This is a genomic window from Shimia biformata, assembly GCF_016888515.1.
Lineage (GTDB): Bacteria > Pseudomonadota > Alphaproteobacteria > Rhodobacterales > Rhodobacteraceae > Shimia_A > Shimia_A biformata.
This window is the reverse complement of sequence record NZ_JAFEJK010000001.1, coordinates 1,096,766-1,120,754: the sequence shown is the minus strand read 5'-3', so window position 1 is coordinate 1,120,754 and position 23,989 is coordinate 1,096,766. Positions and strand designations below refer to the sequence as shown.

The following is a 23,989-nucleotide window of genomic DNA, read 5'->3' as shown; positions in this document are numbered from 1 at the left end:
ACTGTCGCAAAATTCATCTCTGTCGCCCCGGCGCATCAATTCGCGCGCCCTCGGCTGGAAAGACCCGCCCGGAACAGCCGGGCGGGACCAAGTTCTCAGCTGGCCAGCACGTTGCGGAACTGCCAGGGGTCGGTTTCGTCGATATCCTCGGGGAAATGCTCCCACCGATCCTGAAGCGGGGTCCAGTCGGTGTAATGCGCCTCAACCGGGCCAAGGTAAGGGCGCTGAACCTCAAGACATCGGGCGTGGTCCATCTCATCCGACTCGACGATCCCGGCCTGGGGATTTTCCAGCGCCCAGACCATGCCCGCCAGCACTGCCGAGGTAACCTGAAGCCCCGTGGCGTTCTGATAGGGCGCTAGTTCTTTTGCTTCGTCATTGGACAGGCGCGACCCGAACCACAGCGCATTCTTTTCATGCCCGTAAAGCAGCACGCCTAACTCGTCGATGCCCTCGACGATCTCGTCTTCGGTCAGGATGTGGTGTTTCTGCTGCTGACGGCCCGATCCGAACATCTCGTGCAGCGACAGGACCGCATCGTCGGACGGATGATAAGCATAGTGGCAGGTTGGACGGAAATCCGGCGCCGCCGGATCGCCGACCGTATAGTAATCCGAGATTGAGATCGCCTCGTTATGAGTGACGAGAAAGCCGAATTGCGGACCCGGTGTCGGGCACCATGTATGGACGCGGGTGATCGCGCCAGGCCGGTCCAGCCAGATCCCGGCCTGACAGCCGGAGTCATGAGAATAGCCGTTTTCCGGAAACCATGTCTCATGCGTGCCCCAGCCGAGTTCGGCGGGCTGGAACCCTTCTGCGATGAAGCCTTCGACCGACCACGTGTTGACAAACACGTTTCGCGGACGCGGCTGTCGGCGGGCCTGTGTGTCACGCTCGGCGATGTGGACGCCTTTAACGCCAAGCTCCTGCATCAACTCGGCCCAACCTTCGCGGCTGTCGGGCGCGGCAACGTCGCGGCCGGTGTCACGGGCAAGAGTCAAGAGCGCCTCTTTCACGAACCACGACACCATGCCGGGATTTGCGCCACAGCAACTGACTGCGGTGGTGCCACCGGGATTGGCGGCCTTCTCGTCCCGCACTTTCTGGCGCAGGGCATAGTTGGTGCGTTCGGCGTTGTTCTGGGTTTCGAAATAGAAACCCGCCCAGGGTTCGACCACGGTGTCGATATAAAGCACACCGATCTCGCGGCAGAATTTCATGATATCCAGCGACGAGGTATCGACGCTGAGATTGACGCAGAACCCCTGCCCTTCTGCAAAGAGACCGCCAAGAACCTCTCGGTAGTTTTCTGGTGTCAGCGCCACCTGCTCGTGCCGGATCTTGCGCTGGCTGAGGAATGTGTGAGACCCGGCATCGGGGTCGATCACGACAAGCTTCTTGGCATCAAAATCAAAATGGCGCTCGATCAGCGGCAGGGTCCCGCGGCCGATCGAGCCGAAGCCAATGATAACGACAGGGCCGTCGATCCGGCCATAAACGGGGTAGGTGGTCATGTGCCTGTTCCTTCATCTGGGCACGCCTGCCCGGGTCCGGGCAAACGGAAATGACAATGGCCTCTCATGTCGCCAAACCCGGCATCAGGCAAGAAAAAACCCGCCGGAAAATCATCCGGCGGGGTTTCTTTGTTCAGGCAGTTTCTGACGGGTACGGTTCAGAAGTTCAGCAACTTGAAACCGACTTGAAGCGAGAAGTCGATTGGGCGGTTTTCGCCGGCGTAAATGCCCGGCTTGATGAACACCTGACTGTCACCGCCCCACAGCTTGCCGGTCAGCATGCCCATTGTCACTTGCAGGCTGGCAAAGCCCTCATCCGTGGTCCAGTCGTAGACCAGCGCCGGGTCAAGCGTCATGAAGAACTTGGGGTTGGGCAGCTTGGGCACATAATAGAAGTCAACCGTGGTGGTATTGATGTCATTGGCAAAACCAGTGCCACCGAGTCCCATGGTCTGAACAACAGCCGGTGCGAAAATCGAACCGTTCTCCAGGAAGAACGCATAGAACCCGCTCATCTCAAGCACGGGCTGACCGTTGCCGATGTCGGCCCGCGATGCGGTGTCCAGGAACAGCTCTGCGGTATAGGCCATGCCGTTTGTCGGTGTCACGCTGAGAACGTGAATGAATTTGGCGCTGATGTCGCCCAGATCGTGGCTATCGTCCAATGGGCTGTTGGCAAAAGGCAGCGTAAACTCCAGCGCCATATTTTTGGTTTCGCCAAAGGGAACCGTCACGAACATCTCGGCCAGACCGAAATTTGACCCGGTGCGGGGGCTGTAACCTTCGTATTGAAGGCCGAATTTTGTGGTCAACAAAGTCGGGTTTGTGCCGTTGTTGATTTCGCCCTGTTCTTGCTGGCGTTGCTTAATATCGCCGCTTACGGCGTCTTGCGCAATCGACGTGGTTGCTGTCAGCGCAAGCACGGCGGCGGTGACCATGGAAATGAGTCTCATTCGAAAATCTCCGAAAACTGGACCAAGAAAGTAGAATACTGTCTCTCAAATCTAGCGCAATTCTCGCATTGTCCAGAGCTTCCGCGCAGTCAGGCTTGTTTGACCGTCCAGTGTTGTGGCGCGAACGCAACGATCGTTGCCTGGTCCTATTTCGAAACGTCACAAGACAATCGCTGAATCCAGGCTGTTGCCCTACGAAAAAAAGAAAACCCGCCACGAAAGGGCGGGTTTCCAAAAGACTTGGTATGTCGGCGAAGATCAGTTCTTCGCGTAGAATTCAACCACCAGGTTCGGTTCCATGATGACCGGGTAAGGCACATCCGAAAGCGACGGGGTGCGCACGAAGGTCGCGGTCATTTTCGAGTGGTCGGCGTCGATGTAGTCGGGCACGTCACGCTCGGCCAGTTGCACGGCTTCCAGAAGGACAGCCATTTGCTTGGACTTGTCACGAACCTCGATCACGTCGCCCTCTTTCACGCGGTAAGACGGGATGTTGACGCGCTTGCCGTTCACCTTGACGTGGCCGTGGTTCACGAACTGACGTGCGGCGAAAACGGTCGGTACGAACTTGGCGCGATAGACAACCGCGTCCAGGCGGCGTTCCAGCAGGCCGATCAGGTTTTCACCGGTGTCGCCTTTAACACGCTCGGCTTCGCCATAGATGCGACGGAATTGTTTCTCGGTCAGGTCACCGTAGTAACCTTTCAGCTTTTGCTTGGCGCGCAGCTGGATACCGAAATCCGACAGTTTACCTTTGCGGCGCTGACCGTGCTGGCCCGGGCCGTATTCACGGTTGTTGACGGGGGATTTCGGACGGCCCCAGATGTTTTCACCCATCCGGCGGTCAATTTTGTACTTGGCAGTCGTGCGTTTGGTCACGGCTGATCTCCTTCGTTCAGGTTTCGAAGGGCGTTGTCCTCTTGCCGGATTTGGCCGACATGACAGGCATCCCCTTGCGGGGGCCACCAACACCAATGAAGCCGCGCTTATACGGTGAGTTTGTGCAGAGTCAACGGAAATCCGCGAGTATTCCGACGGATTCCTCAGTTTTTGCGAATCGGCGTATCCTTGGTTTCTTTTCAAACGGGAGTCATTTCAATGAAAGTCATTGCACGCCTTCCCCTGGCGGTCGCCGCTTTGGTCCTGATCGGCGCAAACACAGCCGCACAAGCCCAGTCGGCGCCAAAACTCTGGTCAACCACAAACGCGAGTTCCAGCGGCTGCAGCAGTTTCTCATCCACATATGGAGCTGAGAAATTCAACACCACGGTACAAGGTCACAAATGGCCTAACACGCCGGGAGGCGGCGTGGAATTCATCAGCCATTCAGCAGCACATCTGAACGCAGCGGCCCGAGGTCGGGCAAGTGATGAAAAACTGAAAGCGCGGCTTTTGACGGCCAGCCGGGGCAATGCATTCACAAGGCTTGATTTTGAAGGTCCGGGCGGGTCCAGCCCGGCGTTTGTCTCGGCGATAATCACCAAATCCGTTGCATATTCGGTTTCCTATCTTCGTAGCCGGGGAAAGCTCAGCCCGGACGAACTGCGCGAGATTGACCGTTGGGTTGGGGTTTTGCGGAAAAACGCTCGGAAGAAGGCCAATTCAAAAGATCACAAGATGGCGCTGGCCAGTTCGGACGTCATGTGGACCGCTGCGATTGGCGACAGCCGAGGATTCAAGACTGCGGCGTCAAAATTCCAGCGCGCCGCCAAATCCTTTGATCGGCAGGGGCGCTTTTCAAGTGACATACGCAACAATAACGAGGTCATGCACCACGTTGTCGGCGCTGCAGCCGTCCTGCGCCTGAATGGGTATGACGCGCTTGGCCTGCAATCCAAGGGGCTCACACTCTATGACGCTGTCGGACGTCATGCCGCAAATGTTTCGGCAAACGGTAGCAAGAAGGTCAAGACATCAGGCGACCCGTCAGATCAAGCCAGGTCAATCATGCGGGCACAGGGCTGGGGCACGCATCTGGCATGGATCCCCGTTTTTCTGGCAATCGCACCTCCCGGAGAAGCGCGGCAGGCCGTTGTCGATCTGGACCGGCAACTGCGTAAATCCGACCGGAAACCCTATTGGGGTCGGCAAATGGGTATTCACACCGGTTGCTTGTTCGGGCGCAACTAGTCCAATCGCCCCACTCTGGTCATTCGGATCAGGCCGCCTCGTGCTGAAGGATCGCCGCTTCGGAGGCGCTGAGGAAACGCCGGGCAAATCCACCATAGCTGTGCGGGTCCTGCCCCAGTTCCGGCATCAGCCGCAGCAGACGTTCCCGGTCACTGTCCTGAAGCGCCGCAAGCGAGGCACTTACCGGATGAAAGCTCTCGGTTTCCACGCCATTGGCCCAAAGCACCTCATGATTGGGCAGCAGCAGGTGGACATAGGTGACCGTCTTCATCTGGTGATCGACAATCACGCTGTGATCGTTGACCAGTTCGCGGGCGGCGACCATGACCTCCGGGGTGTTGAACAGCGCACGGGCGACAGGGCCTTCGATCAACAGGCGATGCTCGGGTGAGACCACAAGCTCGTCATCCGGGCGCTCTATCCCCAGTGCGCCTGCGCGGATGCGGATCGGGCGCAGGCGTGGCATCGCGAACAAGCGCGCGCCGGTCATCTTGCGACTGCCGATCCAGACCACCTCTTGTGCGCCATTGTCCTTTGTCGAAACGCGATCGCCCTCGCGCAGGGTTTCAACCCGACGCGGACCGTCAGGTGTTGCGATCACAGTGCCGGGGGTAAAACAGATCACTCCGCCATCCAGCTGCGACGCAGATTTCGGCAACAGGTTGTCGAGGGATTGATGCACCACCCATAGCGGCACATTGCGGGGCGGCAGTTCGTCGATAAACATCAACAGCGGCCGATTGCCCGCCACCGGGATCGCGGTGACGCCATAGCTGCGCGACCCGTCGGTTACTACAAAACCGCCATCCAGCAGCGGTTCATGCTCAACTCCGGTATCGATTGCGGAATCAGCAAGCGTCTTTGCACCGTCCATCGCTGCCCCAACCAGCCGATGCACCATGCGCGCCGCCCGTTTGCGAACGTCCGCCTCGCCTTCTGCCCCATCCAGCCGCAACAGTTCACCGGGACCGTCCACTCGAACAGCATCCCCATGCCAGGACCACGCCGCGCCCATTTGTAGCGCCTGCATCGGTGCAGCCCTTTGACCGTCCAGTTCTGTCTGTGACCAGGAGATGACGAACGTGCCACGAAAGCCCGTCCTCATTGCCTGATAACCTGCCTTTAGTCTTTTTTATTGCAGCAAGGTTAGCAGAGGCGAATCACCCTGAAAAGACCCTAATCAGCGTCAGATTCGCTTTGCCACACAGTGTGTTAGAAGTGCAAGTTCAAGCGGATTGCGCCCACGATCTGGCTGTCGGCCTGGCCTTCGAACTCTTCCCCAAGCCAGCTTGCGCCATAAAACACCGAGCTTTTTTCGCCCTGCCAGAAAAGGCCCGCACGCACACGAGGCCGGTTATCCGTCAACTGATAGCCCTGAGACTCGGGCAGATAAACGCTGTCGAAAACCTTGGCAACATCCGCACCAAGCACCAGGCTGAACCCCTCGGCGCCGGATCGGATCGCGCGATAATGGTGACCAGTGACGGGATCGCGCAGCATCAATTCTCCGCGTCCGACCTTGCCGACGATCAGGTCAACACCGGCGCGCAGCATGTCTTCTGGTCCGACGGCCCCCGACACGAATGGGCGCAGCGTGACCGAGTCCCCCAGGAAAACATTGCGGCCAACCTCAAACTCGGCATTGCCCATGACCCGGTTGCCAATCTGGTTGGCAACAACCGCATCGGACGGCGGCACCATACCGAAGGTTTCATGTACAAAGACCTGAAAATCATCAAGCCGTGTCATCGGACCGATCAAGGCCAGCTCCGCACCCAACTTGAAATCGAACCCGGCGGCATCCCAATGGGTAAAGGCGCCAAAGCCCAGCGTCCCGGCATAGCGGCGATCTGTCGGATCGAACGCAGACAGGTTCGCCGGCGAGATGATCTCGGCGCGCCAGCGAAGTTCGATCAACTCTCCAGGTGTCGTCGGAAGACCGCCGGTCCAGTCATAGCCGCGTACCCGGCTTGAAACGATGGCTCCGGTACGCCAGCGGTCGTGGCCGTCGCCGATCAGATCGTTGGTTATCAGGCGGCCATAGCCGATGTTCTGCCGGTCTTGGGCACTGACCGCGCCGGCGAAGCACAACAACACAAGAAAAACAGAGGCAATACGGCCCAACATTCTCAAAATCCCGTTCTCTCCCCAGCGAGGGGCAAACTACCAAACCGGGCGCGACGCGCCTACCCTTGGTTGTCAGGAAACCGAGTCATTCAGGCAACAGTGGGGCAAAATAAGGTGAATAGCGGGGGCATATTTCGCCCGCCGCACATCATTCCTAGCCGCATTTGCTGTGTCCGCAGCTCATGCAGGTCATGCAGCCCTCAACCATCTGCAAATCATACTGGCCGCAAGACGGGCAGGCCTTGCCGCGTGGTGTTTCGCCAACCGCCATGACCTGTGCCTTCGGGTCGGATTTCAGCCCCATGCCTTCCCCCTCGATGAAGCCGATCGAGATCATGTGACGCTCGATCACACCGCCAATCGCGGCAAGGATCGACGGGATGTATTTGCCTTCCATCCACGCCCCGCCGCGCGGGTCGAACACGGCTTTCAGTTCCTCAACCACAAAAGACACATCGCCCCCACGCCGGAAAACCGCCGAGATCATCCGCGTCAGCGCCAGTGTCCAGGCGTAGTGTTCCATGTTCTTGGAATTTATGAAGACTTCGAACGGGCGGCGGTGTCCATTGATCACAACATCATTCACGGTGAGATAGATCGCATGTTCGCTGTCGGGCCATTTCAGCTTGTAAGTCGCGCCTTCCAGTGATTTCGGCCGCTCCAGCGGCTCGGACATGTAGATAACTTCACCATCGGTCACATGGTCGGCGAGGTTCTCGCCCGGTGCCTGGTCCTCTTTCTCGCTGACTGCCAGAACACTTCCTGTCACATCGTTCGGACGGTAGGTCGTGCAGCCCTTGCAGCCAGTGTCCCAGGCCTGCATGTAAACGTCCTTGAAGGCGTCAAAGCTGATGTCCTCGGGGCAGTTGATGGTTTTCGAGATCGACGAATCCACCCATTTCTGTGCTGCGGCCTGCATCCGTACGTGATCGGTCGGGGCCAGAGTCTGGGCATTGACGAAATAGTCGGGCAGGTCGGCATCGCCGAACTTGTCGCGCCACATCTGAACCGCATAATCGACGACCTCTTCCTCGGTCCGCGATCCGTCCTTCTGCAGCACCTTGCGCGTGTAGGCATAGGCAAAGACCGGTTCGATCCCCGATGACACGTTCCCGGCGTAAAGCGAGATCGTCCCGGTCGGTGCGATCGAGGTCAGAAGCGCGTTGCGGATACCGTGTTCGCCAATCGCGGCCTTCACGTCGTCGTCAAGGTGCTGGACCAGCCCACCCGACAGATATTTGTCGCGGTCAAACAGCGGGAAGGCGCCTTTTTCCTTGGCCAGATCGACCGACGCCAGATAGGCCGCGCGGGCAATGGCGTGCAGCCAGCGCTCGGTCTGTTCAGCGGCCTCGGGCGAGCCATAGCGCAGCCCCATCATCAACAGCGCATCAGCCAGGCCCGTCACGCCCAGCCCGATCCGGCGCTTGGCCTGAGCCTCGGCGGCCTGTTCGGGCAGCGGAAAGCGCGAAGCATCAACCACGTTGTCCATCATTCGCACCGCAACCGCCACGAGGTCAGCCAGGGCGTCATTGTCGATATCGGCCCCGTCCTCGAACGGGTTAGAGACCAGCCGCGCCAGGTTGATCGACCCCAGAAGGCAGGCGCCATAGGGTGGCAGGGGCTGTTCACCGCAGGGGTTGGTCGCCGCGATCTGTTCGCAATAGTTGAGGTTGTTCAGCTGGTTGATCCGGTCGATGAAGATGACACCGGGTTCGGCATAGTCAAAAGTCGACTGCATGATCTTGTTCCACAGGTCACGCGCCTGAACCGTGTGATAGACCCGGTCGCCGAACTTCAACTCCCATGGTCCGTCCGCCTTGACCGCTTCCATGAAGGGGTCGGTGACCAGAACCGACATGTTGAACATGCGCAGGCGGGCGGGGTCGGACTTCGCGGTGATGAAGGCCTCGATATCAGGGTGATCGCAGCGCATCGTCGCCATCATCGCCCCGCGCCGAGACCCGGCGGACATGATCGTGCGGCACATCGCGTCCCAGACATCCATGAAGGACAACGGCCCCGACGCATCTGCCGCGACCCCTTTCACATCCGCGCCGCGTGGCCGAATGGTCGAGAAATCGTAACCGATGCCACCGCCCTGTTGCATGGTCAGCGCGGCCTCTTTCAGCATGTCGAAGATACCACCCATCGAATCAGGGATCGTGCCCATCACGAAACAGTTGAACAGCGTCACATTGCGCGCGGTGCCAGCGCCGGCGGTGATCCGGCCCGCCGGCAGGTATTTGAAATCCTCAAGAGCAGCATAGAAACGGTCTTCCCAGACTTTCGGCTCTTTTTCCTGCGCCGCCAGATCGCGGGCAATCCGGCGCCATGAATCCTCAACCGTCTTGTCGATCGGCGTCCCGTCCGCCTGCTTGAAGCGGTATTTCATGTCCCAGATGGACTCGGCGATGGGGGCGGCGAAACGGCTCATGCAGTGATTCCCAGACATCCTGTTCGAAAAGAGGATTCCACAATACCTTGAAGCGATCCCCGAATCCACTACCATATCCTGCTTTCGATGTGGGGGAATCTGTGGATAAGTTCGTAAACCTCGTAAAACTGTCTGTCGGCTCGGAAAGCGTTGAATCGCTGGAAGCGTGGCAAGCCACGGCGCATGAACGCTGGGCGGACGGCATCCCGCGTCATGTCACGCGCATGTGGCCCAAACGCGGGGCCGAGATCCTGAACGGCGGATCGATTTACTGGGTCATCAAGGGCGCGATCCAATGCCGCCAGCGGATTACGGGGCTGGAAGAGGTCATCGGCGCAGATGGTATCCGGCGTTGCGCCATCGTGCTGGAACCGGGGCTGATCCGCACGGCCACCGCGTTGAAGCGCCCGTTTCAAGGCTGGCGGTATCTGAAACCGGAAGACAGCCCCGCAGACCTGCGCGGCTCTGGTCAAAAAGACGATGACATTCCAAGCGAGCTTGCTGCCGCGCTTGCCGAGATCGGCGTCCGCTGATCTCAGACCTGCAACAGATCGATCAACTGGTCCAGCCGCTTGCGGTCTTGGTCCGACAGCGGCGCGGCGCGCGACTTGAACAACGTGGCCTGCGATTTCAGTACCAACCCGTCTGACAGCAGCTTCAGGTGATTGGCGCGCAACGTCTCGCCGGTCGAGGTGATGTCGGCCACGGCTTCGGCAGTCAGGTTCTTGACCGTGCCTTCGGTCGCGCCCTGGCTGTCGACCAGCTGGTAGTCCGCAACGCCGTGGTCGCGCAGGAATTCCCGCACCAGCCGATGGTACTTGGTTGCAATCCGCAGACGGAATCCGTGCTCGGCCCGGAAAGCGGCGCAGGCGGCATCTAGATCATCCAGCGTGTCAACGTCGACCCAGGCATTGGGCACAGCGATAATCAGGTCGGCCTGGCCAAAGCCAAGTTCGGCCAATTCCCCGACCTGCATGTCCCAGCGGCCCAGTTTCTCGCGGATCAGGTCGGTGCCGGTAACGCCCAGATGAATGCGCCCCGCCGCAAGTTCACGCGGAATCTCACCGGCGGACAACAGCACCAGTTCCACCCCGTCGACCCCTTCGACCGCCCCGGCATATTCCCGGTCCGACCCGGTGCGTGACAGGGCAACACCGCGCGCACCAAACCAGTCGAAGGTCTTTTCCATAAGCCGCCCTTTTGACGGCACACCCAGCTTGATCGTCATTCCGCGCCCTCCAGAAGCACCAGAAGGCCGGGACGGATCACCCCGCCGACTGCCGGAATCTCGCGCCCCTGCCCCAAAACGCGGGTCAGCGCGTCATAGCGCCCACCCGTTGCGACCGGTGGCAGATCGGGCCGCGCACCGGCATAGAAGCCGAACACGAACCCGTCGTAATACTCCATCTGGCTTCGGCCATAGCTGGCTTCGAATTCCAACGTCTCAACGTCAATGCCGCGCGCGGCAAGTGCCCTGATCCGGTCCTCAAGACAGAACACCGCCTCGGTGATCGCTGGCATATCGACTGCGATATCGCGCAGATGTTCCAGCGCGTTGGGCAGCGTCTCGCGGACGTTCAGCAACTGATCCAGCAGCGCCACCTGTCCGGCAGCAATCGGCGCGGCGTCGGCATCTTCGCGCAGCGCTTCGATACGCGCCGCGACCTCGGTCTGGCTGCGCAACCCGATATCGGCAAAGCCGTGATCCATCGGATCATCCTGCGCCAGAAGCGCCACCCGGCTTGCTGGAACGGCCACCCGCCCCGAGAACCGATCGAGCAAAGACCGGAACCGGCGTGGCCGCCAGATATGGCGCAGCAGCGCGGCCTTGCGGCGTTCAGTGGTCTCAAGCCCCTGCACGGCGGCTTTCAGGATACCGATGTCGCCTGTGGCACAGCGCAGATCAAGATGATTGACTGCCCCGCGGATCAGGTCAAACACCTCGGCATCCGCCGCCGCCGGGTTTTCGCGGTCAAAGACCTCATACCCGACCTGGACATATTCGTTGTCGCGGCTGTCGTCGTCTTCCTGGCGGCGGAAGACCTTGCCGGAATAGGTATAGCGCGCTGGTTCCGCACCGTGTTCCATATGCATCTGCACCACGGGAACCGTGAAGTCGGGGCGCAGCATCTGTTCGCCCCTCAGCGCATCCGACGTGACATAGGCCCGGCCACGGATGTCCTCTCCGTAAAGGTCCAAAAGCGTCTCGGCGGGTTGCAGAACCGCTGTCTCAACACGGGTCGCGCCGACCGCCTCAAAGCCTTGACGCAGGTCTTCGGCCCGCGCCCTGATCTTGGCTCGCTGGGGCATCAGTCATCCTGCCCTTGCAAAATCTCGCGCACTTTGGAGACAAGGTCGCCGCGCGGCACTTCGAACTGGCTGGGACGTTCTTTCCATTCTTCCAGCGTGGCGCTTTGTGCAATCTTTGCGCCAAGGATCAGGTCCTTGATCTGCACCACGCCACGCTCTTTCTCATCGCCGCCTTCGATCACCGCCACGGGCGAGTTGCGCTTGTCGGCATATTTGAGCTGGTTGCCAAAGTTCTTCGGATTGCCAAGATAGACTTCGGCGCGGATACCGGCATTGCGCAGTTCCGCCACCATCGCCTGATAATCAGCCATGCGGTCACGGTCCATCACGGTGACAACCACAGGTCCGGTTGCAACGCCTCCAATTCGGCCTTTCTCGCGCAGTGCCGCCAACAGGCGGTCGACACCGATAGAAACCCCGGTCGCCGGGACTGCCTGACCGGTGAACCGCTTGACGAGGTCGTCGTACCGCCCGCCCCCGGCAACCGATCCGAACTGGCGCTTGCGCCCCTTTTCGTCGAAAATCTCGAAGGTCAGCTCGGCCTCGAAAACCGGGCCAGTGTAATAGCCAAGCCCACGCACAACCGAGGGGTCGATCTCGATCCGGTCCGCGCCATATCCGCCTGCCGCCAGCAATTCAGCGATCTGTTCCAGCTCGTTGATACCTTCGGCACCGATTGCAGACCCTCCGACAGCAGCGCGCAGATTTGCGAATGTACCCGCCGGATCATCGGCCTTTGACGTCAGAAAGGCCACCACGGGTTCAGCCTGCTCGTCACTCAGGCCAACACCGTCAATATAAGCACCAGACGCGTCCAGCCGTCCTTTGCCTAACAATTCGCGCACGCCCTGTTCGCCCACCTTGTCAAACTTATCGATTGTGCGAAGAACATTGTCGCGCGCGGCTTGATCCTCTCCAAGGCCCATTGCCTCAAGCACACCATTCAAAACCTTGCGGTTGTTCACACGCACGATGTAGTCGCCGCGCGGGATGCCCATGGTTTCCAGCGTGTCCGCCAGCATCGCGCAGATCTCGGCATCTGCGGCCATGGACGCGGTGCCCACGGTATCGGCATCACATTGATAGAACTGGCGGAACCGCCCCGGCCCCGGCTTTTCATTGCGCCAGACCGGGCCCATTGCGAAGCGGCGATAAGGGGTCGGCAGGTCGTTTCGGTGCTGGGCATAGACCCGTGCAAGCGGGGCGGTCAGATCATAGCGCAGCGCCAGCCAATCGCCCTTGTCGTTTTCATCGAATTCCTGCCATGCGAACACGCCCTCATTCGGGCGATCAACGTCGGGAAGGAACTTGCCCAGCGCCTCGACCGTTTCGACGGCACTCGATTCCAGCGCCTCGAAACCGTAATGATGATAAACCCCCGCGATCTTGGAAAGCATCTCGGCGCGTTCCGAAACTTCGGCGCCGAAATAGTCGCGGAATCCCTTGGGCGTCTCCGCCTTGGGACGGGGGGTCTTTTTCACTTTGGCCATGCTCACTGTCCTTGCCGGAAGGCTTTGCCGCAGCATCTAACGGAAGCCCCCCAAAGGAGCAAGCCAAAGCCCCCCCCTTCCTCTTGCCGCAAATACCTTCGGGGGAGTGTGAGGGGGCAGACAGCCCCCTCACCTCGGCTCAGATATCACCGAAATCTCCCCCCCCTGCCCTTGCCCGATGCGAAACGGGCCGCGCCCGCCGCGCCCTCGGCGGCGAAACTTGCGACCGAGCGCCACTCGCGCCGCAGGGCATCGGCCAGAGCCGCCCCATCGGGTCGGGCAGACAGGAAGTCGGCCTGCATGCAGGTCTGCGGGAAGCGGGTCAGGTCGCGGGCCAAAGCCTGCGCCGCCTCAAGTGCCGTTCCTTCCGGCACCACCCGGTCCGCAAGCCCCAAGCCCTGCGCCTCGACCGCGCCGACGGGACGGCCCGTCAGGATCAGATCATTGGCGCACCCCTGCCCCATGATACGTGGCAGCCGCACCGTGCCGCCATCGATCAGCGGCACACCCCACCGTCGGCAGAACACACCAAACGTCGCGCTTTCAGCGGCAACGCGCATGTCGCACCACGCCGCCAGTTCGATACCGCCCGCCACGGCATAGCCCTCAATCGCGCCGATGATCGGTTTTGACAGCATCAGGCGCGAGGGCCCCATCGGGCCGGGAATTGGTTGCTGTGCGGCGTCCCGCCAATCCTCGGGGATATCGACCGCCTTGATCCAATCGGCCCCGTCGACCCGCGCTGCGGCCTTCAGGTCGAACCCGGCGCAGAAATGCCCGCCTGCGCCAGTCAGGACGGCGACATCTGCGCCCTCGTCCGCCTCGAAGCCCAGAAACGCATCGAAAAGTGCCCTGGCGGTGGCGGGGTCTACGGCGTTTCTGGCATCTGGCCTGTTGATCGTGATCGTGGTGACACGATCGCGCGTACTGATGGTGACCGTCATGGCTTGTCCTCCCTGCCAAAAGTTCAGCACCCCGCTTGATACCCGGGCAAGGAAAACGCCGCGTCGCTTGACCGCCTCGTTCGGCGGGACTAGTCAGGCCACATGGAAAAACTCGAAGAACAGATCGCCCACCTGACCCGCGTGGTCGAGGAGATGTCCGACGTGATTGCCCGTCAGGACAAGGAGATCGCGCTTCTGACGCGCCGCGTTCAGCTTCTGTTGGAACGGGAAGCACACCGGGAGCAGGACGGTGGCGGAGGCGTGGTGCTGGGCGACGAACGGCCACCGCATTACTGAAACCTGACCGAGTGTTTCGAGGCCGGATTCGGGTATTTGGAACCAGTAAAAAGCGGCATGCAGCCCGGATTTCAGAACTCTTCCACTTCCATCACCCCGGCAAGCGATTTGATCGCACCCTTGATCTGCGGGTTCACTGGATATTCGCTGTCCAGTTCCAATTCGACTTCACCCGGCAGGTCAGGCGACATCAGACAGAACACAACCGGCCCGCGCCCGCCGTTGCGGATGGTCTGGCGCGCGCCGTCCAGCACCTCGGCCACAGGTTCGACGGCGGCGGCGTCCTCAAGGAAGATCTTCAACCCGGAACTTCCGGCATCCGCCACGATGATGTCGACCGGTGCGATGGATTTGGCCAGCAGTTTCAGCTGATCGGATTCCATCGTGGCCTCGACCGTGACAACGACCTTTGATCCGGTCTCAAGGTGTTCGCGGCATTTTTCCAGCGTTTCGCTGAAGATCGTCACCTCGTAGGCGCCGGTCGGATCCGAGAGCTGGGCAAAGGCAAAGCGGTTGCCGCGTGCGGATTTACGTTCCTGCCGCCCCGAGACGCGGCCGGCGATCTTGGCCACCAGCGCCCCGCCCCGCGCCTTTTCGGACAGTTCGTCCAGCGTCAGGACACCCTTGCGCTTCAGCGGTGCCATATAGTCCTGAAGCGGGTGGCCGGACAGGAAGAAACCGATGGCGCGGGCCTCTTCGTCAAGCCGCTCGGCGGGCAGCCAGTCATTCACCGGCGCCAGGCGCGGTTCGGGCAGGTCCTCGCCCGCCTCGCCAAACAGCGACACCTGGTTCGACGCCTTCTGGTCGAAGATCGCGGCGGAGTAGCTGACCAGTGCATCAAGGCTTTCCAGAACCCGGCGACGGTTCGGATCAAGCTGGTCGAACGCACCCGAGCGGGCCAGCATTTCCAAAGGCCGCTTGCCAACCTTTTTCAAATCGACGCGGCGGGCGAAGTCAAAAAGGTTCACGAACGGCTTTTCCACCCCGTCCACATTGCGGCCTTCGACAACCAGGCGCATCGCCTCGACACCGACGTTTTTCAGCGCGCCCAGCGCGTAGACCAGCGCACCGTCAACCACCTTGAAGGTCGCGTCGGAGCGGTTCACGCAGGGCGGTACATATGGCAGGGCCAGCGCCTTTTTCACCTCTTCAAAGTAAACCGCCAACTTGTCTGTCAGGTGGATATCGCAGTTCATCACCCCGGCCATGAATTCGACCGGGTGGTTCGCCTTCAGCCAGGCGGTCTGATATGAGACAACCGCATATGCCGCAGCATGGGATTTGTTGAAGCCGTAGTTCGCGAATTTCTCCAGCAGGTCGAAGACTTCGGAGGCTTTCTTCGCGTCGACCCCGTTTTCCGCCGCGCCCTTTTCGAACTTGGGGCGTTCGGCGTCCATCGCTTCCTTGATCTTCTTACCCATGGCGCGGCGCAGCAGGTCAGCGCCGCCAAGGGTGTAGTTCGCCATGACCTGCGCGATCTGCATCACCTGTTCCTGGTAAACGATGATGCCCTGGGTTTCTTCAAGGATATGGTCGATCAGCGGATGGACCGATGTGATGTCCTTCAGCCCGTTCTTGACCTCGCAATAGGTCGGGATGTTCTCCATCGGGCCCGGGCGGTAGAGCGCCACAAGCGCAACGATATCCTCGATACAGGTCGGCTTCATACGCTTGAGCGCATCCATCATGCCCGTCGATTCCACCTGGAACACGGCGACAGTCTTGGCGGCGGAGTAAAGCTTGAAGGTGGCTTCGTCATCCAGCGGGATGGCGTTGATCTCGTTCACCGCTCCTTCAGGCGGCTCATAGAGCTGGGTCCCGTCGGCTGCAATGTGGATGTCGCGGCCCGAGCTCAGAATCTGCTCGATCGCGTTCTGGATCACGGTCAGGGTTTTCAACCCGAGAAAGTCGAACTTCACCAACCCGGCCTGTTCGACCCATTTCATGTTGAACTGCGTCGCCGGCATGTCCGAGCGCGGATCCTGGTAGAGTGGAACAAGCGCATCCAGAGGGCGGTCGCCGATCACGACGCCTGCGGCGTGGGTTGAAGCATTGCGCAAAAGCCCCTCGACCTGCTGCCCATAGTTCAGCAGGCGGTCCACGACCTCTTCGTTGCGGGCCTCTTCACGCAAGCGCGGCTCTTCTTTCAGCGCGTCAGCGATCGACATCGGCTTGACCCCTTCGACCGGAATCAGCTTGGACAAGCGGTCGACCTGACCATAGGGCATCTGCAGAACGCGGCCGATGTCGCGCACGGCGGCCTTGGACAGAAGCGCACCGAAAGTGATGATCTGGCCGACCTTGTCGCGTCCGTATTTCTCCTGAACATAACGGATCACCTCTTCGCGGCGATCCATGCAGAAGTCGATGTCGAAGTCGGGCATCGAGACACGTTCAGGGTTCAGGAACCGTTCGAACAGCAGGCTGTAGCGTAGCGGATCCAAATCCGTGATCGTCAGCGCATAGGCCACAAGCGAACCCGCACCTGACCCCCGTCCCGGACCTACCGGAATATCGTGATCTTTCGCCCACTGGATAAAGTCGGCAACGATCAGGAAATACCCGGGAAAGCCCATACCCTCGATGATGCCAAGCTCAAATTCCAGCCGTTCCTGGTATTCCTCGACACTGACCGCGTGCGGGATCACGGCAAGCCGGGCCTGCAAGCCCTCATTGGCCATGCGGCGCAGTTCGGCGACCTCGTCATCGGCAAACTTCGGCAGGATCGGATCGCGGCGATAGGCCATGAACGCGCAGCGTCTGGCGATCTCGACCGTGTTGTCGATCGCCTCGGGCAGGTCGGCAAACAGGGTCACCATCTCTTGCTGCGATTTGAAATAATGCTGCGGGGTCAGGCGGCGGCGGTCTTCCTGCTGATCGACATAAGCGCCCTCGGCGATACAGATCAGCGCGTCATGCGCCTCGTACATGTCGGTCTTTGGGAAATACACATCGTTGGTGGCAACCAGAGGGATGTCCATGGCATAGGCCATCTCGACAAACGGGCGCTCGGTCAGGCGCTCGGCCTCGGGCAGGCCATTGTCACCGGGATGGCGCTGCAACTCGACATAGAGCCGGTCGCCATAGATGCCGTGCAACCGGGTCATCAACGCCTCGGCTGCCGGGCGCTGCCCCTGTTGCAGAAGTTGGCCAACAAGCCCCTCGGGTCCGCCCGTCAAACAGATCAGCCCGGCACTATGAATCTCAAGCTCATCCACCGTCACCTGAGGCAACTGCCCGCCCTTGTCGACATAAAGGCAGGACGAGAGCTTCATCAGGTTCTCATATCCGGCCTCGTTCTGGGCCAGTAGAACCACGGGCGCGGGTGCGGCGGGCTGGCCGCGTCCGGTCTCGGCCTGTCCAGGGATGGTCACGTCGACCTGGCAGCCGATGATCGGTTGAATGCCTGCGCCGCTGGCCGTGACCGAAAATTCAAGCGCGCAGAACATCGAGTTTGTATCGGTGACAGCCACGGCAGGCATGTCCGCCGCCTTGCACATGTCGGGCAGTTTCTTCACCCGCACCGCGCCTTCCAGAAGCGAGTATTCGGTGTGGGTGCGAAGGTGGATGAATCGGGGCTGGCTGCTCATGCGGCCATCCTAGAGCGGTGGCAGAAGGGGGGGAAGTGGCCTGTCACGGAAAACGGCGCGTAAATCGCTTTCTTCAATATGAACATTGACTTACCCTGACCCCAATACGGACCAGCTTGGCAAGGACATCTATCACGGCTTTCAACCGGAGAACTGTTGATTGACATAAAGTATCAGAACGGAAAACACCTAACCAACTGACCCGACAAACAAACTCAAACAACCTAGGAAATGACATTGAAGCAACGCAAAATCCCGCGGGCGGTTGCCGCAAGATTTGCACGACCAATATGGCTGATGACCGCTCTGGGGTTTTTCTCAATCTGCGCGTTGGCCACGGGCGCCAAAGCCGACGGTGACCGGTTCAAAATGATGAAGACGCTTTTCGAAGCCAACGCGCAGCCGATCCAAAGTGCGGGAGTTGCTGTTTACGAAGATGGTTCGGGGCGGCTTCCGTATACGTCTCCCAGAACAGACGCATTGATTGGCATCACCTTGAACTCTCCCAACAGCATGGAGGTTCATGTTCACCACACTAATTCCACTCATCCAAACCTCGTGGACACGTTCGAAGTGATGGCTTCGTCCAACCCCGATACCGCAGATGACTATTGGCGGGTTTTGCAATCGGTCAAAGCGTGCGCCTCCACAAACCGATGCCAGTTTTCAAACGAGATAAATCGCGCTCTCGAGGATTTGGCCAGCGATCTAGATGGCAATGAAACCCATCTTCTGGTCACACTGCATCCGGTCTTTCTGGGGCAAACGGACAATAACCGAAAGCTCGAACTTCTTGTTATCGACCAGCCCGACGCGACCCTTGGGTTTTGGCAAACAGGGGTCAAAGCGCCACGGAAAACGGCGACGTCTGGGTATTTCGTTTTTGCAATTGGGAAGTGACGACCGCCCAAAACTCCTGATTGGCCTTAGGGCCGCTAAACCTAACAGAGCGGCAACTCTTTGGGACCTCTGCCTATGCCAGCGACGCGAGTAGGGCCTGCGACGGATTTCCGGTTGGCTCGGCTCCTATGCTTCGCTGGTAATCTGCAATGGCCGCGTGTGACTTGAGGCCAAGCACGCCATCCGCGCCGCCGGTATCAAAACCACGTGCCGTCAAACGGGATTGCAGCGCGATCCGATCCTCCTTGACAAGCCCGTATTGATCACGAGGAAATGGAGTACACAAAGGACCAGCGCCGCCGATGCGGTCGGCCGGATCGCCCTCGCCAAGTGCGCAAGTGCACATCTGTCAAACATGGAAGCCCGATTCACCAAACTGTTCCAAAGGGCACAGTCGGGCGGCCTGATCGCGCCTGAACTGGACCCGAAAACTCTCGCGCGGCGCTACCAGTCGAACCTTCTTGGCCTGCGCGTGTCCGCCGAACGGGGCGACGTGGATGCAAACGCCATCGCAGGCGAAATCGCGTCGGGGCTTGCGCGCCTTGCGCCCGCCTGATGCGTCGCACGCTCCGCGAAAGTGTCCAAAAAAAAGGGCACCGCGTCGGGCGCCCTTCTTCCTATCGTATCAGAACGTAATCGGTCCGGTGCTTATGCCAGAGCCAGATCCACGGCGCTTTCGCGGCCGTCACGGCCTTCGCGCAGCTCGAAGGTCACTTTCTGGTTGTCGGCGAGGCCGGTCAGACCGGAACGCTCGACTGCCGAGATGTGAACAAATACGTCCTTGCCGCCACCATCGGGTGCAATGAAGCCGTAGCCTTTGGTGGTGTTGAACCATTTCACGGTGCCAGTGGCCATCGTGAAGTCTCCTTAATCAAGTATAGTATCAGACAACCGCGTCCTGCGGCGGCCTGGCATCGTCAGTGCTTAATCGAGCACGCTGACGCCGGATTAGTGGAGACAGGGTATCGATAGAGGTAACTTAGCAAGGACGATATTGCAGGAAATAGAGATTCTGTAAAGCTGGCTTGGACAATGAAGCGGGCATCGTGGTTTTCATCGCACGTTGCTACTCTTTCAATGAATTGTTGAAAATCTCCAAGGCTAACCCTCTATCAGTTAAAGGTTTTGGCCTCGTTTCATTGCCTGAAACTTGAGCAGCCCTCCGTCCAACCGTCAGTCTAAGCCAAGGTTTCCCTTGCTAAATCCGCCCGCCACTTCCTATCGTGGCGACGCTAAAACAATGGGCGCGCGCGAAGACTGGCACCCCGGCCAGACTGGAACGGGCTCCCGCAGGGGAACCGAAACATGACAGGGACACTGCTCTCTATTACCGGCCTGACCAAGGCCTATCCCGGCGTGGTCGCCAACGACTCAGTCTCGTTCGACATCGGCGAAAGCGAGGTTCACGCGCTTCTGGGCGAGAATGGCGCCGGGAAATCGACGTTGGTCAAGATGATCTATGGGTTGGTCAAGCCCGATAGCGGCACGATGACCTGGCGGGGTGAGGCCTATGCCCCCCCCGAACCGCGCATCGCCCGCGCCACTGGCGTTGCGATGGTGTTTCAGCATTTCTCGTTGTTCGAAGCGCTGAACGTCGCTGAGAACGTCGCGCTTGGTATGGAAAACCCGCCCCCGATGCGCGACCTCGCGCGCCGGATCCGCGAAGTCAGCGAGACCTATGGCCTGCCGCTGGACCCGTATCGTACGGTTGGGGACCTGTCCGCTGGGGAGCGCCAGCGTGTCGAAATCATCCGCTGCCTGTTGCAGGACCCGAAGCTGTTGATCATGGACGAACCGACCAGCGTGCTGACGCCGCAAGAGGTCGAAATCCTGTTCAAAACGCTGCGCAAGCTGAAGTCGGAAGGGACGTCGATCCTGTATATCAGCCACAAGCTGGAAGAGATTCGTGCGCTTTGCGATCAGGCGACGATCCTTCGTCTGGGCAAAAATGTTGGCACCTGCATTCCCGCCGAGACCACCGCCCGGCAGATGGCCGAGATGATGGTGGGGGATACGCTTCAAACCCCGACGCGCACCGCATCGGATGGGGGCGAAGTCGTTCTGGATGTAACCGGCTTGTCCGTCGCCTCGTCCAACCCGTTTGGCACCACGCTGAAAAACATTCATTTCCGCGTCCGCGCTGGGGAAATCCTTGGGCTTGGCGGGGTTGCGGGCAATGGTCAGGACGAATTGCTGGCCGCGCTCTCGGGCGAGGCCAAGACCACCTCGGACACGATCAAAGTCAAGGGCAAGCCGGTGGGCCGTCTGGGACCGAACGAGCGGCGCAAGCTGGGTATTCTGGCCGCGCCCGAAGAACGGCTGGGCCATGCCGCCGCGCCGGACATGAGCCTGACCGAGAACGCGCTTCTGACCGGGGCGATACGCAAGAAGCTGTTGTCAAACGGCTTCGTCAACTGGGGTGGAGCAGAGGACTTTGCCAAGGACGTGATCAAGAAATTCGACGTCCGCACCCCCGGCGCAAGCACCGCGGCGCGCGCCCTGTCCGGCGGCAATCTGCAGAAATTCGTCATTGGCCGCGAAGTGTTACAAGCCCCCGAGGTGCTGGTCGTGAACCAGCCGACATGGGGCGTCGACGCCGCCGCTGCTGCAGCGATCCGGCAATCGCTTCTGGACCTTGCGGCTGGGGGCGCTGCGGTTGTTTGCATCAGCCAGGACCTTGATGAGCTTATGGAAATCTCGGATCGCTTCGGCGCACTGAACGAAGGGCGCCTGTCCGACATCCGCCCCGCTGCCGGGCTGACCATTGACGAGATCGGCCTGATGATGGGCGGCGCACATGGCATGGAAGTCGCCCATGTGGGCGAGGAAGAAGGGGCAGAAGCATGATCTACCTTGAAAAACGGCCACAGCCCTCGCGCAGCCTGTCCCTGCTGACACCGGTCTATGCGGTCATCATCACGATGATCGCGGGCGGGCTTTTGTTCGCCGCATTGGGCAAGAATCCGGTCGAAGCGATCCGCACGATCTTTTGGGACCCGCTGTTTGGGCAATATGCGTTCTACTACCGGCCGCAGCTTCTGGTGAAAGGCGGGCCGCTAGTGCTGATCGCCATCGGTCTGTCGCTGGGTTTCCGTGCAGGTATCTGGAACATCGGGGCCGAGGGGCAATACATCTTCGGTGCCATCTGCGGCGCGGGAGTCGCGCTGGCGCTTTACCCGATGGATGCGTTCTTCATTTTCCCACTGATGATCCTTGCAGGCGCGTTGGGGGGCTGGGCCTGGGCCATGATCCCTGCGGTCCTGAAGGTGAAATTCGGCACCAATGAGATCCTTGTCTCGCTCATGCTGGTCTATGTCGCCGATCAGCTTCTGGCCAAGATGTCGCTTGGGTTGATGAAAAACCCCGAAGGCTTTGGCTTCCCCGGCAGCCGCAACCTGCAGGAATACCCGTCCGCTCATAATGCCGAACTGATCGCGGGCACGGGCATGCATTGGGGTGTAGTCTTTGCCTTCATCGCGGTGATCTTTGCCTATGTGCTGCTGAACAAGCACATTCTGGGCTTCAATATCCGTCTGACCGGCGAAGCGCCGCGCGCTGCCTCTTTCTCCGGGGTGAAACCCAGCCGCCTGATCCTGTTCTGCCTTGGCATGTCGGGGGCGCTGGCGGGGCTTGCCGGCATGTTCGAGGTTTCGGGCCCCTCGGGTCAGGTCAATATCGACTTTGCCGCCGGATACGGTTTCACCGCGATCATCGTCGCCTTCCTTGGACGGTTGCACCCGGTTGGCATCCTGCTGGCGGGCCTGTTGATGGCGCTGACCTATATCGGCGGCGATATCGCGGAATCGCAGCTTGGCCTGCCCTCCGCCGCGATCCAGGTCTTTCAGGGAATGCTGTTGTTCTTCCTTCTGGCGCTCGACCTTCTCACCAATTTCCGCGTGCGGTTCAAATCAGGAGCAGCAGCATGACCGCAACTGGCGCTTCGAAAAAAGACAGACGTGGTATCGTCATTCACTTAGTATTGGGCCTTACCACTCCGGTCTTTGCACTGGGAACCTATTGGCTCATTGACGCGGCCTGGCCCAAAGCGGCCGCCTTTCTCAAGATGATAATCATCTTCGTTTGGTTTCCAGTTCTAAATCGTGTTGCAGAGTGGGCCTCCGGTCCATCCACCGGTTCGGCAACCACTTTGCTCCGTATCCTGGCCATGCTCTTTGGGCTCTTGGTATCGGTTGCGGTGTTCTTTTGGGCCGTTTTGCCCGGGATTGAATGATGAATACACAAAGTCACACCTCACCCTCAAAGCAACGATACAATGGTCCCAATTACTCAGGAGCAGCGGCATGAAGACCCTGACCTCAATCAACCCCGTCTTTGTCATTGTCGTGGTGATGGTGGGCGCGATCCCGCTGTTGTTGTCGGGAACCGAGATCAACCCGGTCCTGTTGATCGCCTCGCTTATGGTAGCGGCGACGCCTCTGTTGATTGCCGCCATCGGGGAACTGGTGGTCGAGAAGGCCGGGGTTCTGAACCTTGGTGTCGAAGGCATGATGATCGTCGGCGCGATCGCGGGTTTTGCCATCTCGGTCGAGACCGGGTCGGCCCTTGTTGGCGCATTGGCGGCGATTGTCGCGGGCGCGCTTCTGTCCCTGCTCTTTGCCTTCCTGACCCAGTTCGCGCTGGCCAACCAGGTGGCGTCGGGCCTTGCACTGACGCTGTTTGGGCTGGGCTTGTCGGCCCTGATGGGGCAGTCCTATGTGGGCATCCGCCCGCCCGCAATGGCAAAGCTCGACCTTCCTGTCATCAGCGACCTGCCCGTCGTCGGCCCGATCCTGTTCAGCCATGACCCGATCCTTTATGTCGGTATTGGTCTGTGTGCCGCAGTCTGGGGGTTGTTGAAGTTTTCACGTGCTGGGCTTGTTCTGCGTGCGGTTGGAGAAAACCACGATGCCGCCCATGCGCTGGGCTATCACGTGATCCGCGTGCGGGTTCTGGCGATAATGTTCGGTGGCGCCTGCGCCGGGCTTGGCGGGGCCTATATCAGCCTGATCCGCGTACCCCAGTGGACCGAGGGCATGACGGCGGGGATCGGCTGGATCGCGCTGGCGCTGGTGGTCTTTGCCAGTTGGAAACCCTGGCGCGTCCTTCTGGGTGCCTACCTTTTCGGCGGCATCAACGTGTTGCAACTGAATTTGCAGGCTGCGGGCATCGCAATTCCCGTCGAGTACTTGGCAATGTCGCCATATCTGATAACCATCCTTGTGCTGGTGATCATGTCGGCCGACAAGAGCGGTGCGCCCGCCTCGCTTGGCCGCAGCTTCCACGCCTCGCAATAGAGGCCA

22 protein-coding genes are annotated in these 23,989 nt (G+C 60.0%); 9 read left to right on the top strand and 13 right to left on the bottom strand.

Translation table 11 applies throughout. From position 1 onward, the window contains the following. Positions 1–95: 95 nt before the first annotated feature. From JQ863_RS05480 to rpsD, 3 genes are all read right to left on the bottom strand, one after another. Positions 96–1,514, bottom strand: a complete 1,419-nt coding sequence (locus tag JQ863_RS05480) for a homospermidine synthase (RefSeq protein ID WP_204113302.1) — start codon at positions 1,512–1,514, stop codon at positions 96–98. Positions 1,515–1,672: 158 nt separating this feature from the next. Then, positions 1,673–2,467 carry a hypothetical protein gene (locus tag JQ863_RS05475; RefSeq protein ID WP_204113301.1) on the bottom strand — a complete coding sequence of 265 codons (795 nt, stop codon included), beginning with the start codon at positions 2,465–2,467 and terminating at the stop codon, positions 1,673–1,675. A 258-nt stretch (positions 2,468–2,725) separates the two neighbouring features. Continuing rightward, positions 2,726–3,346 (bottom strand): 30S ribosomal protein S4, encoded by a 621-nt coding sequence (gene rpsD, locus JQ863_RS05470; protein ID WP_204113300.1) that lies wholly within the window; start codon positions 3,344–3,346, stop codon positions 2,726–2,728. Between the two features lie 171 nt (positions 3,347–3,517). Here rpsD and JQ863_RS05465 point away from each other — a divergent pair, with 171 nt between their 5' ends. Then, complete coding sequence (locus JQ863_RS05465) at positions 3,518–4,597, top strand: hypothetical protein (protein ID WP_204113299.1); 1,080 nt, start codon at positions 3,518–3,520, stop codon at positions 4,595–4,597. 28 nt (positions 4,598–4,625) lie between these two features. Here JQ863_RS05465 and JQ863_RS05460 read toward each other — a convergent pair whose 3' ends face one another. From JQ863_RS05460 to JQ863_RS05450, 3 genes are all read right to left on the bottom strand, one after another. Further along, the gene (locus tag JQ863_RS05460; protein WP_204113298.1) at positions 4,626–5,702 is read right to left on the bottom strand and encodes a Hint domain-containing protein; all 1,077 of its coding nucleotides are present in this window, start codon (positions 5,700–5,702) and stop codon (positions 4,626–4,628) included. Between the two features lie 107 nt (positions 5,703–5,809). Further along, positions 5,810–6,724, bottom strand: a complete 915-nt coding sequence (locus tag JQ863_RS05455) for a lipid A-modifier LpxR family protein (protein WP_204113297.1) — start codon at positions 6,722–6,724, stop codon at positions 5,810–5,812. 154 nt (positions 6,725–6,878) lie between these two features. Beyond that, positions 6,879–9,158, bottom strand: coding sequence for an adenosylcobalamin-dependent ribonucleoside-diphosphate reductase (locus tag JQ863_RS05450; protein ID WP_204113296.1), 2,280 nt, complete (start codon positions 9,156–9,158; stop codon positions 6,879–6,881). A gap of 101 nt (positions 9,159–9,259) precedes the next feature. Here JQ863_RS05450 and JQ863_RS05445 point away from each other — a divergent pair, with 101 nt between their 5' ends. Next, positions 9,260–9,691: a DUF1489 family protein gene (locus JQ863_RS05445; RefSeq protein WP_204113295.1), complete on the top strand. Its 432-nt coding sequence runs from the start codon at positions 9,260–9,262 to the stop codon at positions 9,689–9,691. A 2-nt stretch (positions 9,692–9,693) separates the two neighbouring features. Here JQ863_RS05445 and hisG read toward each other — a convergent pair whose 3' ends face one another. The 4 genes from hisG to JQ863_RS05425 all read right to left on the bottom strand — a co-directional run bounded on the left by hisG (position 9,694) and on the right by JQ863_RS05425 (position 13,902). After that, positions 9,694–10,386 (bottom strand): ATP phosphoribosyltransferase, encoded by a 693-nt coding sequence (gene hisG, locus JQ863_RS05440; RefSeq protein ID WP_204113294.1) that lies wholly within the window; start codon positions 10,384–10,386, stop codon positions 9,694–9,696. After that, the gene (locus tag JQ863_RS05435; protein ID WP_204113293.1) at positions 10,383–11,468 is read right to left on the bottom strand and encodes an ATP phosphoribosyltransferase regulatory subunit; all 1,086 of its coding nucleotides are present in this window, start codon (positions 11,466–11,468) and stop codon (positions 10,383–10,385) included. Before JQ863_RS05435 ends, hisG begins: the two co-directional genes overlap by 4 nt. Continuing rightward, positions 11,468–12,958, bottom strand: a complete 1,491-nt coding sequence (gene hisS / locus JQ863_RS05430; protein ID WP_204113292.1) for a histidine--tRNA ligase — start codon at positions 12,956–12,958, stop codon at positions 11,468–11,470. The genes JQ863_RS05435 and hisS overlap by 1 nt, the downstream gene beginning before the upstream one ends. Positions 12,959–13,104: 146 nt before the next feature. Further along, positions 13,105–13,902, bottom strand: coding sequence for a crotonase/enoyl-CoA hydratase family protein (locus tag JQ863_RS05425; protein ID WP_204113291.1), 798 nt, complete (start codon positions 13,900–13,902; stop codon positions 13,105–13,107). Positions 13,903–14,004: 102 nt separating this feature from the next. On the opposite strand from JQ863_RS05425, the gene JQ863_RS05420 reads away from it, so the two are divergent. Beyond that, positions 14,005–14,199, top strand: a complete 195-nt coding sequence (locus JQ863_RS05420) for a SlyX family protein (protein WP_204113290.1) — start codon at positions 14,005–14,007, stop codon at positions 14,197–14,199. 71 nt (positions 14,200–14,270) lie between these two features. On the opposite strand, the gene dnaE is transcribed toward JQ863_RS05420, so the two are convergent. Continuing rightward, positions 14,271–17,789 carry a DNA polymerase III subunit alpha gene (dnaE, locus tag JQ863_RS05415; protein WP_204113289.1) on the bottom strand — a complete coding sequence of 1,173 codons (3,519 nt, stop codon included), beginning with the start codon at positions 17,787–17,789 and terminating at the stop codon, positions 14,271–14,273. A gap of 237 nt (positions 17,790–18,026) precedes the next feature. Here dnaE and JQ863_RS05410 point away from each other — a divergent pair, with 237 nt between their 5' ends. Further along, complete coding sequence (locus JQ863_RS05410) at positions 18,027–18,689, top strand: hypothetical protein (RefSeq protein WP_204113288.1); 663 nt, start codon at positions 18,027–18,029, stop codon at positions 18,687–18,689. Between the two features lie 73 nt (positions 18,690–18,762). Here the strand turns inward: JQ863_RS05410 and JQ863_RS05405 are convergent, their stop codons facing one another. Then, on the bottom strand, positions 18,763–19,035 hold the full coding sequence (locus tag JQ863_RS05405) for a peptidoglycan-binding domain-containing protein (protein WP_204113287.1): 273 nt from the start codon (positions 19,033–19,035) through the stop codon (positions 18,763–18,765). A 9-nt stretch (positions 19,036–19,044) separates the two neighbouring features. Between JQ863_RS05405 and JQ863_RS05400 the strand changes: the two genes are divergently transcribed. Beyond that, a complete protein-coding gene (locus JQ863_RS05400) occupies positions 19,045–19,245 on the top strand; it encodes a hypothetical protein (RefSeq protein ID WP_204113286.1) in 201 nt (66 codons plus the stop codon). Positions 19,246–19,337: 92 nt separating this feature from the next. Here JQ863_RS05400 and JQ863_RS05395 read toward each other — a convergent pair whose 3' ends face one another. After that, a complete protein-coding gene (locus JQ863_RS05395; RefSeq protein ID WP_204113285.1) occupies positions 19,338–19,544 on the bottom strand; it encodes a cold-shock protein in 207 nt (68 codons plus the stop codon). Between the two features lie 450 nt (positions 19,545–19,994). Between JQ863_RS05395 and JQ863_RS05390 the strand changes: the two genes are divergently transcribed. The 4 genes from JQ863_RS05390 (at position 19,995) to JQ863_RS05375 (ending at position 23,983) form a co-directional block, all read left to right on the top strand. After that, positions 19,995–21,536 (top strand): ABC transporter ATP-binding protein, encoded by a 1,542-nt coding sequence (locus JQ863_RS05390; RefSeq protein WP_204113284.1) that lies wholly within the window; start codon positions 19,995–19,997, stop codon positions 21,534–21,536. Then, positions 21,533–22,615 (top strand): ABC transporter permease, encoded by a 1,083-nt coding sequence (locus JQ863_RS05385; protein WP_204113283.1) that lies wholly within the window; start codon positions 21,533–21,535, stop codon positions 22,613–22,615. Before JQ863_RS05390 ends, JQ863_RS05385 begins: the two co-directional genes overlap by 4 nt. Further along, a complete protein-coding gene (locus JQ863_RS05380) occupies positions 22,612–22,920 on the top strand; it encodes a hypothetical protein (protein WP_204113282.1) in 309 nt (102 codons plus the stop codon). The genes JQ863_RS05385 and JQ863_RS05380 overlap by 4 nt, the downstream gene beginning before the upstream one ends. Positions 22,921–23,038: 118 nt before the next feature. Next, complete coding sequence (locus tag JQ863_RS05375) at positions 23,039–23,983, top strand: ABC transporter permease (protein WP_420826275.1); 945 nt, start codon at positions 23,039–23,041, stop codon at positions 23,981–23,983. Positions 23,984–23,989: the final 6 nt, after the last annotated feature.

What these genes read in the sequence shown, in the direction of transcription:
- JQ863_RS05480 (WP_204113302.1), bottom strand. Translation starts at nt 1,514, where the DNA reads ATGACCACCTACCCCGTTTATGGCCGGATCGACGGCCCTGTCGTTATC.
- JQ863_RS05475 (WP_204113301.1), bottom strand. Translation starts at nt 2,467, where the DNA reads ATGAGACTCATTTCCATGGTCACCGCCGCCGTGCTTGCGCTGACAGCA.
- JQ863_RS05460 (WP_204113298.1), bottom strand. Translation starts at nt 5,702, where the DNA reads ATGAGGACGGGCTTTCGTGGCACGTTCGTCATCTCCTGGTCACAGACA.
- JQ863_RS05455 (WP_204113297.1), bottom strand. Translation starts at nt 6,724, where the DNA reads ATGTTGGGCCGTATTGCCTCTGTTTTTCTTGTGTTGTTGTGCTTCGCC.
- JQ863_RS05450 (WP_204113296.1), bottom strand. Translation starts at nt 9,158, where the DNA reads ATGAGCCGTTTCGCCGCCCCCATCGCCGAGTCCATCTGGGACATGAAA.
- hisG (WP_204113294.1), bottom strand. Translation starts at nt 10,386, where the DNA reads ATGACGATCAAGCTGGGTGTGCCGTCAAAAGGGCGGCTTATGGAAAAG.
- JQ863_RS05435 (WP_204113293.1), bottom strand. Translation starts at nt 11,468, where the DNA reads ATGCCCCAGCGAGCCAAGATCAGGGCGCGGGCCGAAGACCTGCGTCAA.
- hisS (WP_204113292.1), bottom strand. Translation starts at nt 12,958, where the DNA reads ATGGCCAAAGTGAAAAAGACCCCCCGTCCCAAGGCGGAGACGCCCAAG.
- JQ863_RS05425 (WP_204113291.1), bottom strand. Translation starts at nt 13,902, where the DNA reads ATGACGGTCACCATCAGTACGCGCGATCGTGTCACCACGATCACGATC.
- JQ863_RS05420 (WP_204113290.1), top strand. Translation starts at nt 14,005, where the DNA reads ATGGAAAAACTCGAAGAACAGATCGCCCACCTGACCCGCGTGGTCGAG.
- dnaE (WP_204113289.1), bottom strand. Translation starts at nt 17,789, where the DNA reads ATGAGCAGCCAGCCCCGATTCATCCACCTTCGCACCCACACCGAATAC.
- JQ863_RS05405 (WP_204113287.1), bottom strand. Translation starts at nt 19,035, where the DNA reads ATGTGCACTTGCGCACTTGGCGAGGGCGATCCGGCCGACCGCATCGGC.
- JQ863_RS05400 (WP_204113286.1), top strand. Translation starts at nt 19,045, where the DNA reads ATGGAAGCCCGATTCACCAAACTGTTCCAAAGGGCACAGTCGGGCGGC.
- JQ863_RS05395 (WP_204113285.1), bottom strand. Translation starts at nt 19,544, where the DNA reads ATGGCCACTGGCACCGTGAAATGGTTCAACACCACCAAAGGCTACGGC.
- JQ863_RS05390 (WP_204113284.1), top strand. Translation starts at nt 19,995, where the DNA reads ATGACAGGGACACTGCTCTCTATTACCGGCCTGACCAAGGCCTATCCC.
- JQ863_RS05385 (WP_204113283.1), top strand. Translation starts at nt 21,533, where the DNA reads ATGATCTACCTTGAAAAACGGCCACAGCCCTCGCGCAGCCTGTCCCTG.
- JQ863_RS05380 (WP_204113282.1), top strand. Translation starts at nt 22,612, where the DNA reads ATGACCGCAACTGGCGCTTCGAAAAAAGACAGACGTGGTATCGTCATT.
- JQ863_RS05375 (WP_420826275.1), top strand. Translation starts at nt 23,039, where the DNA reads ATGGTGGGCGCGATCCCGCTGTTGTTGTCGGGAACCGAGATCAACCCG.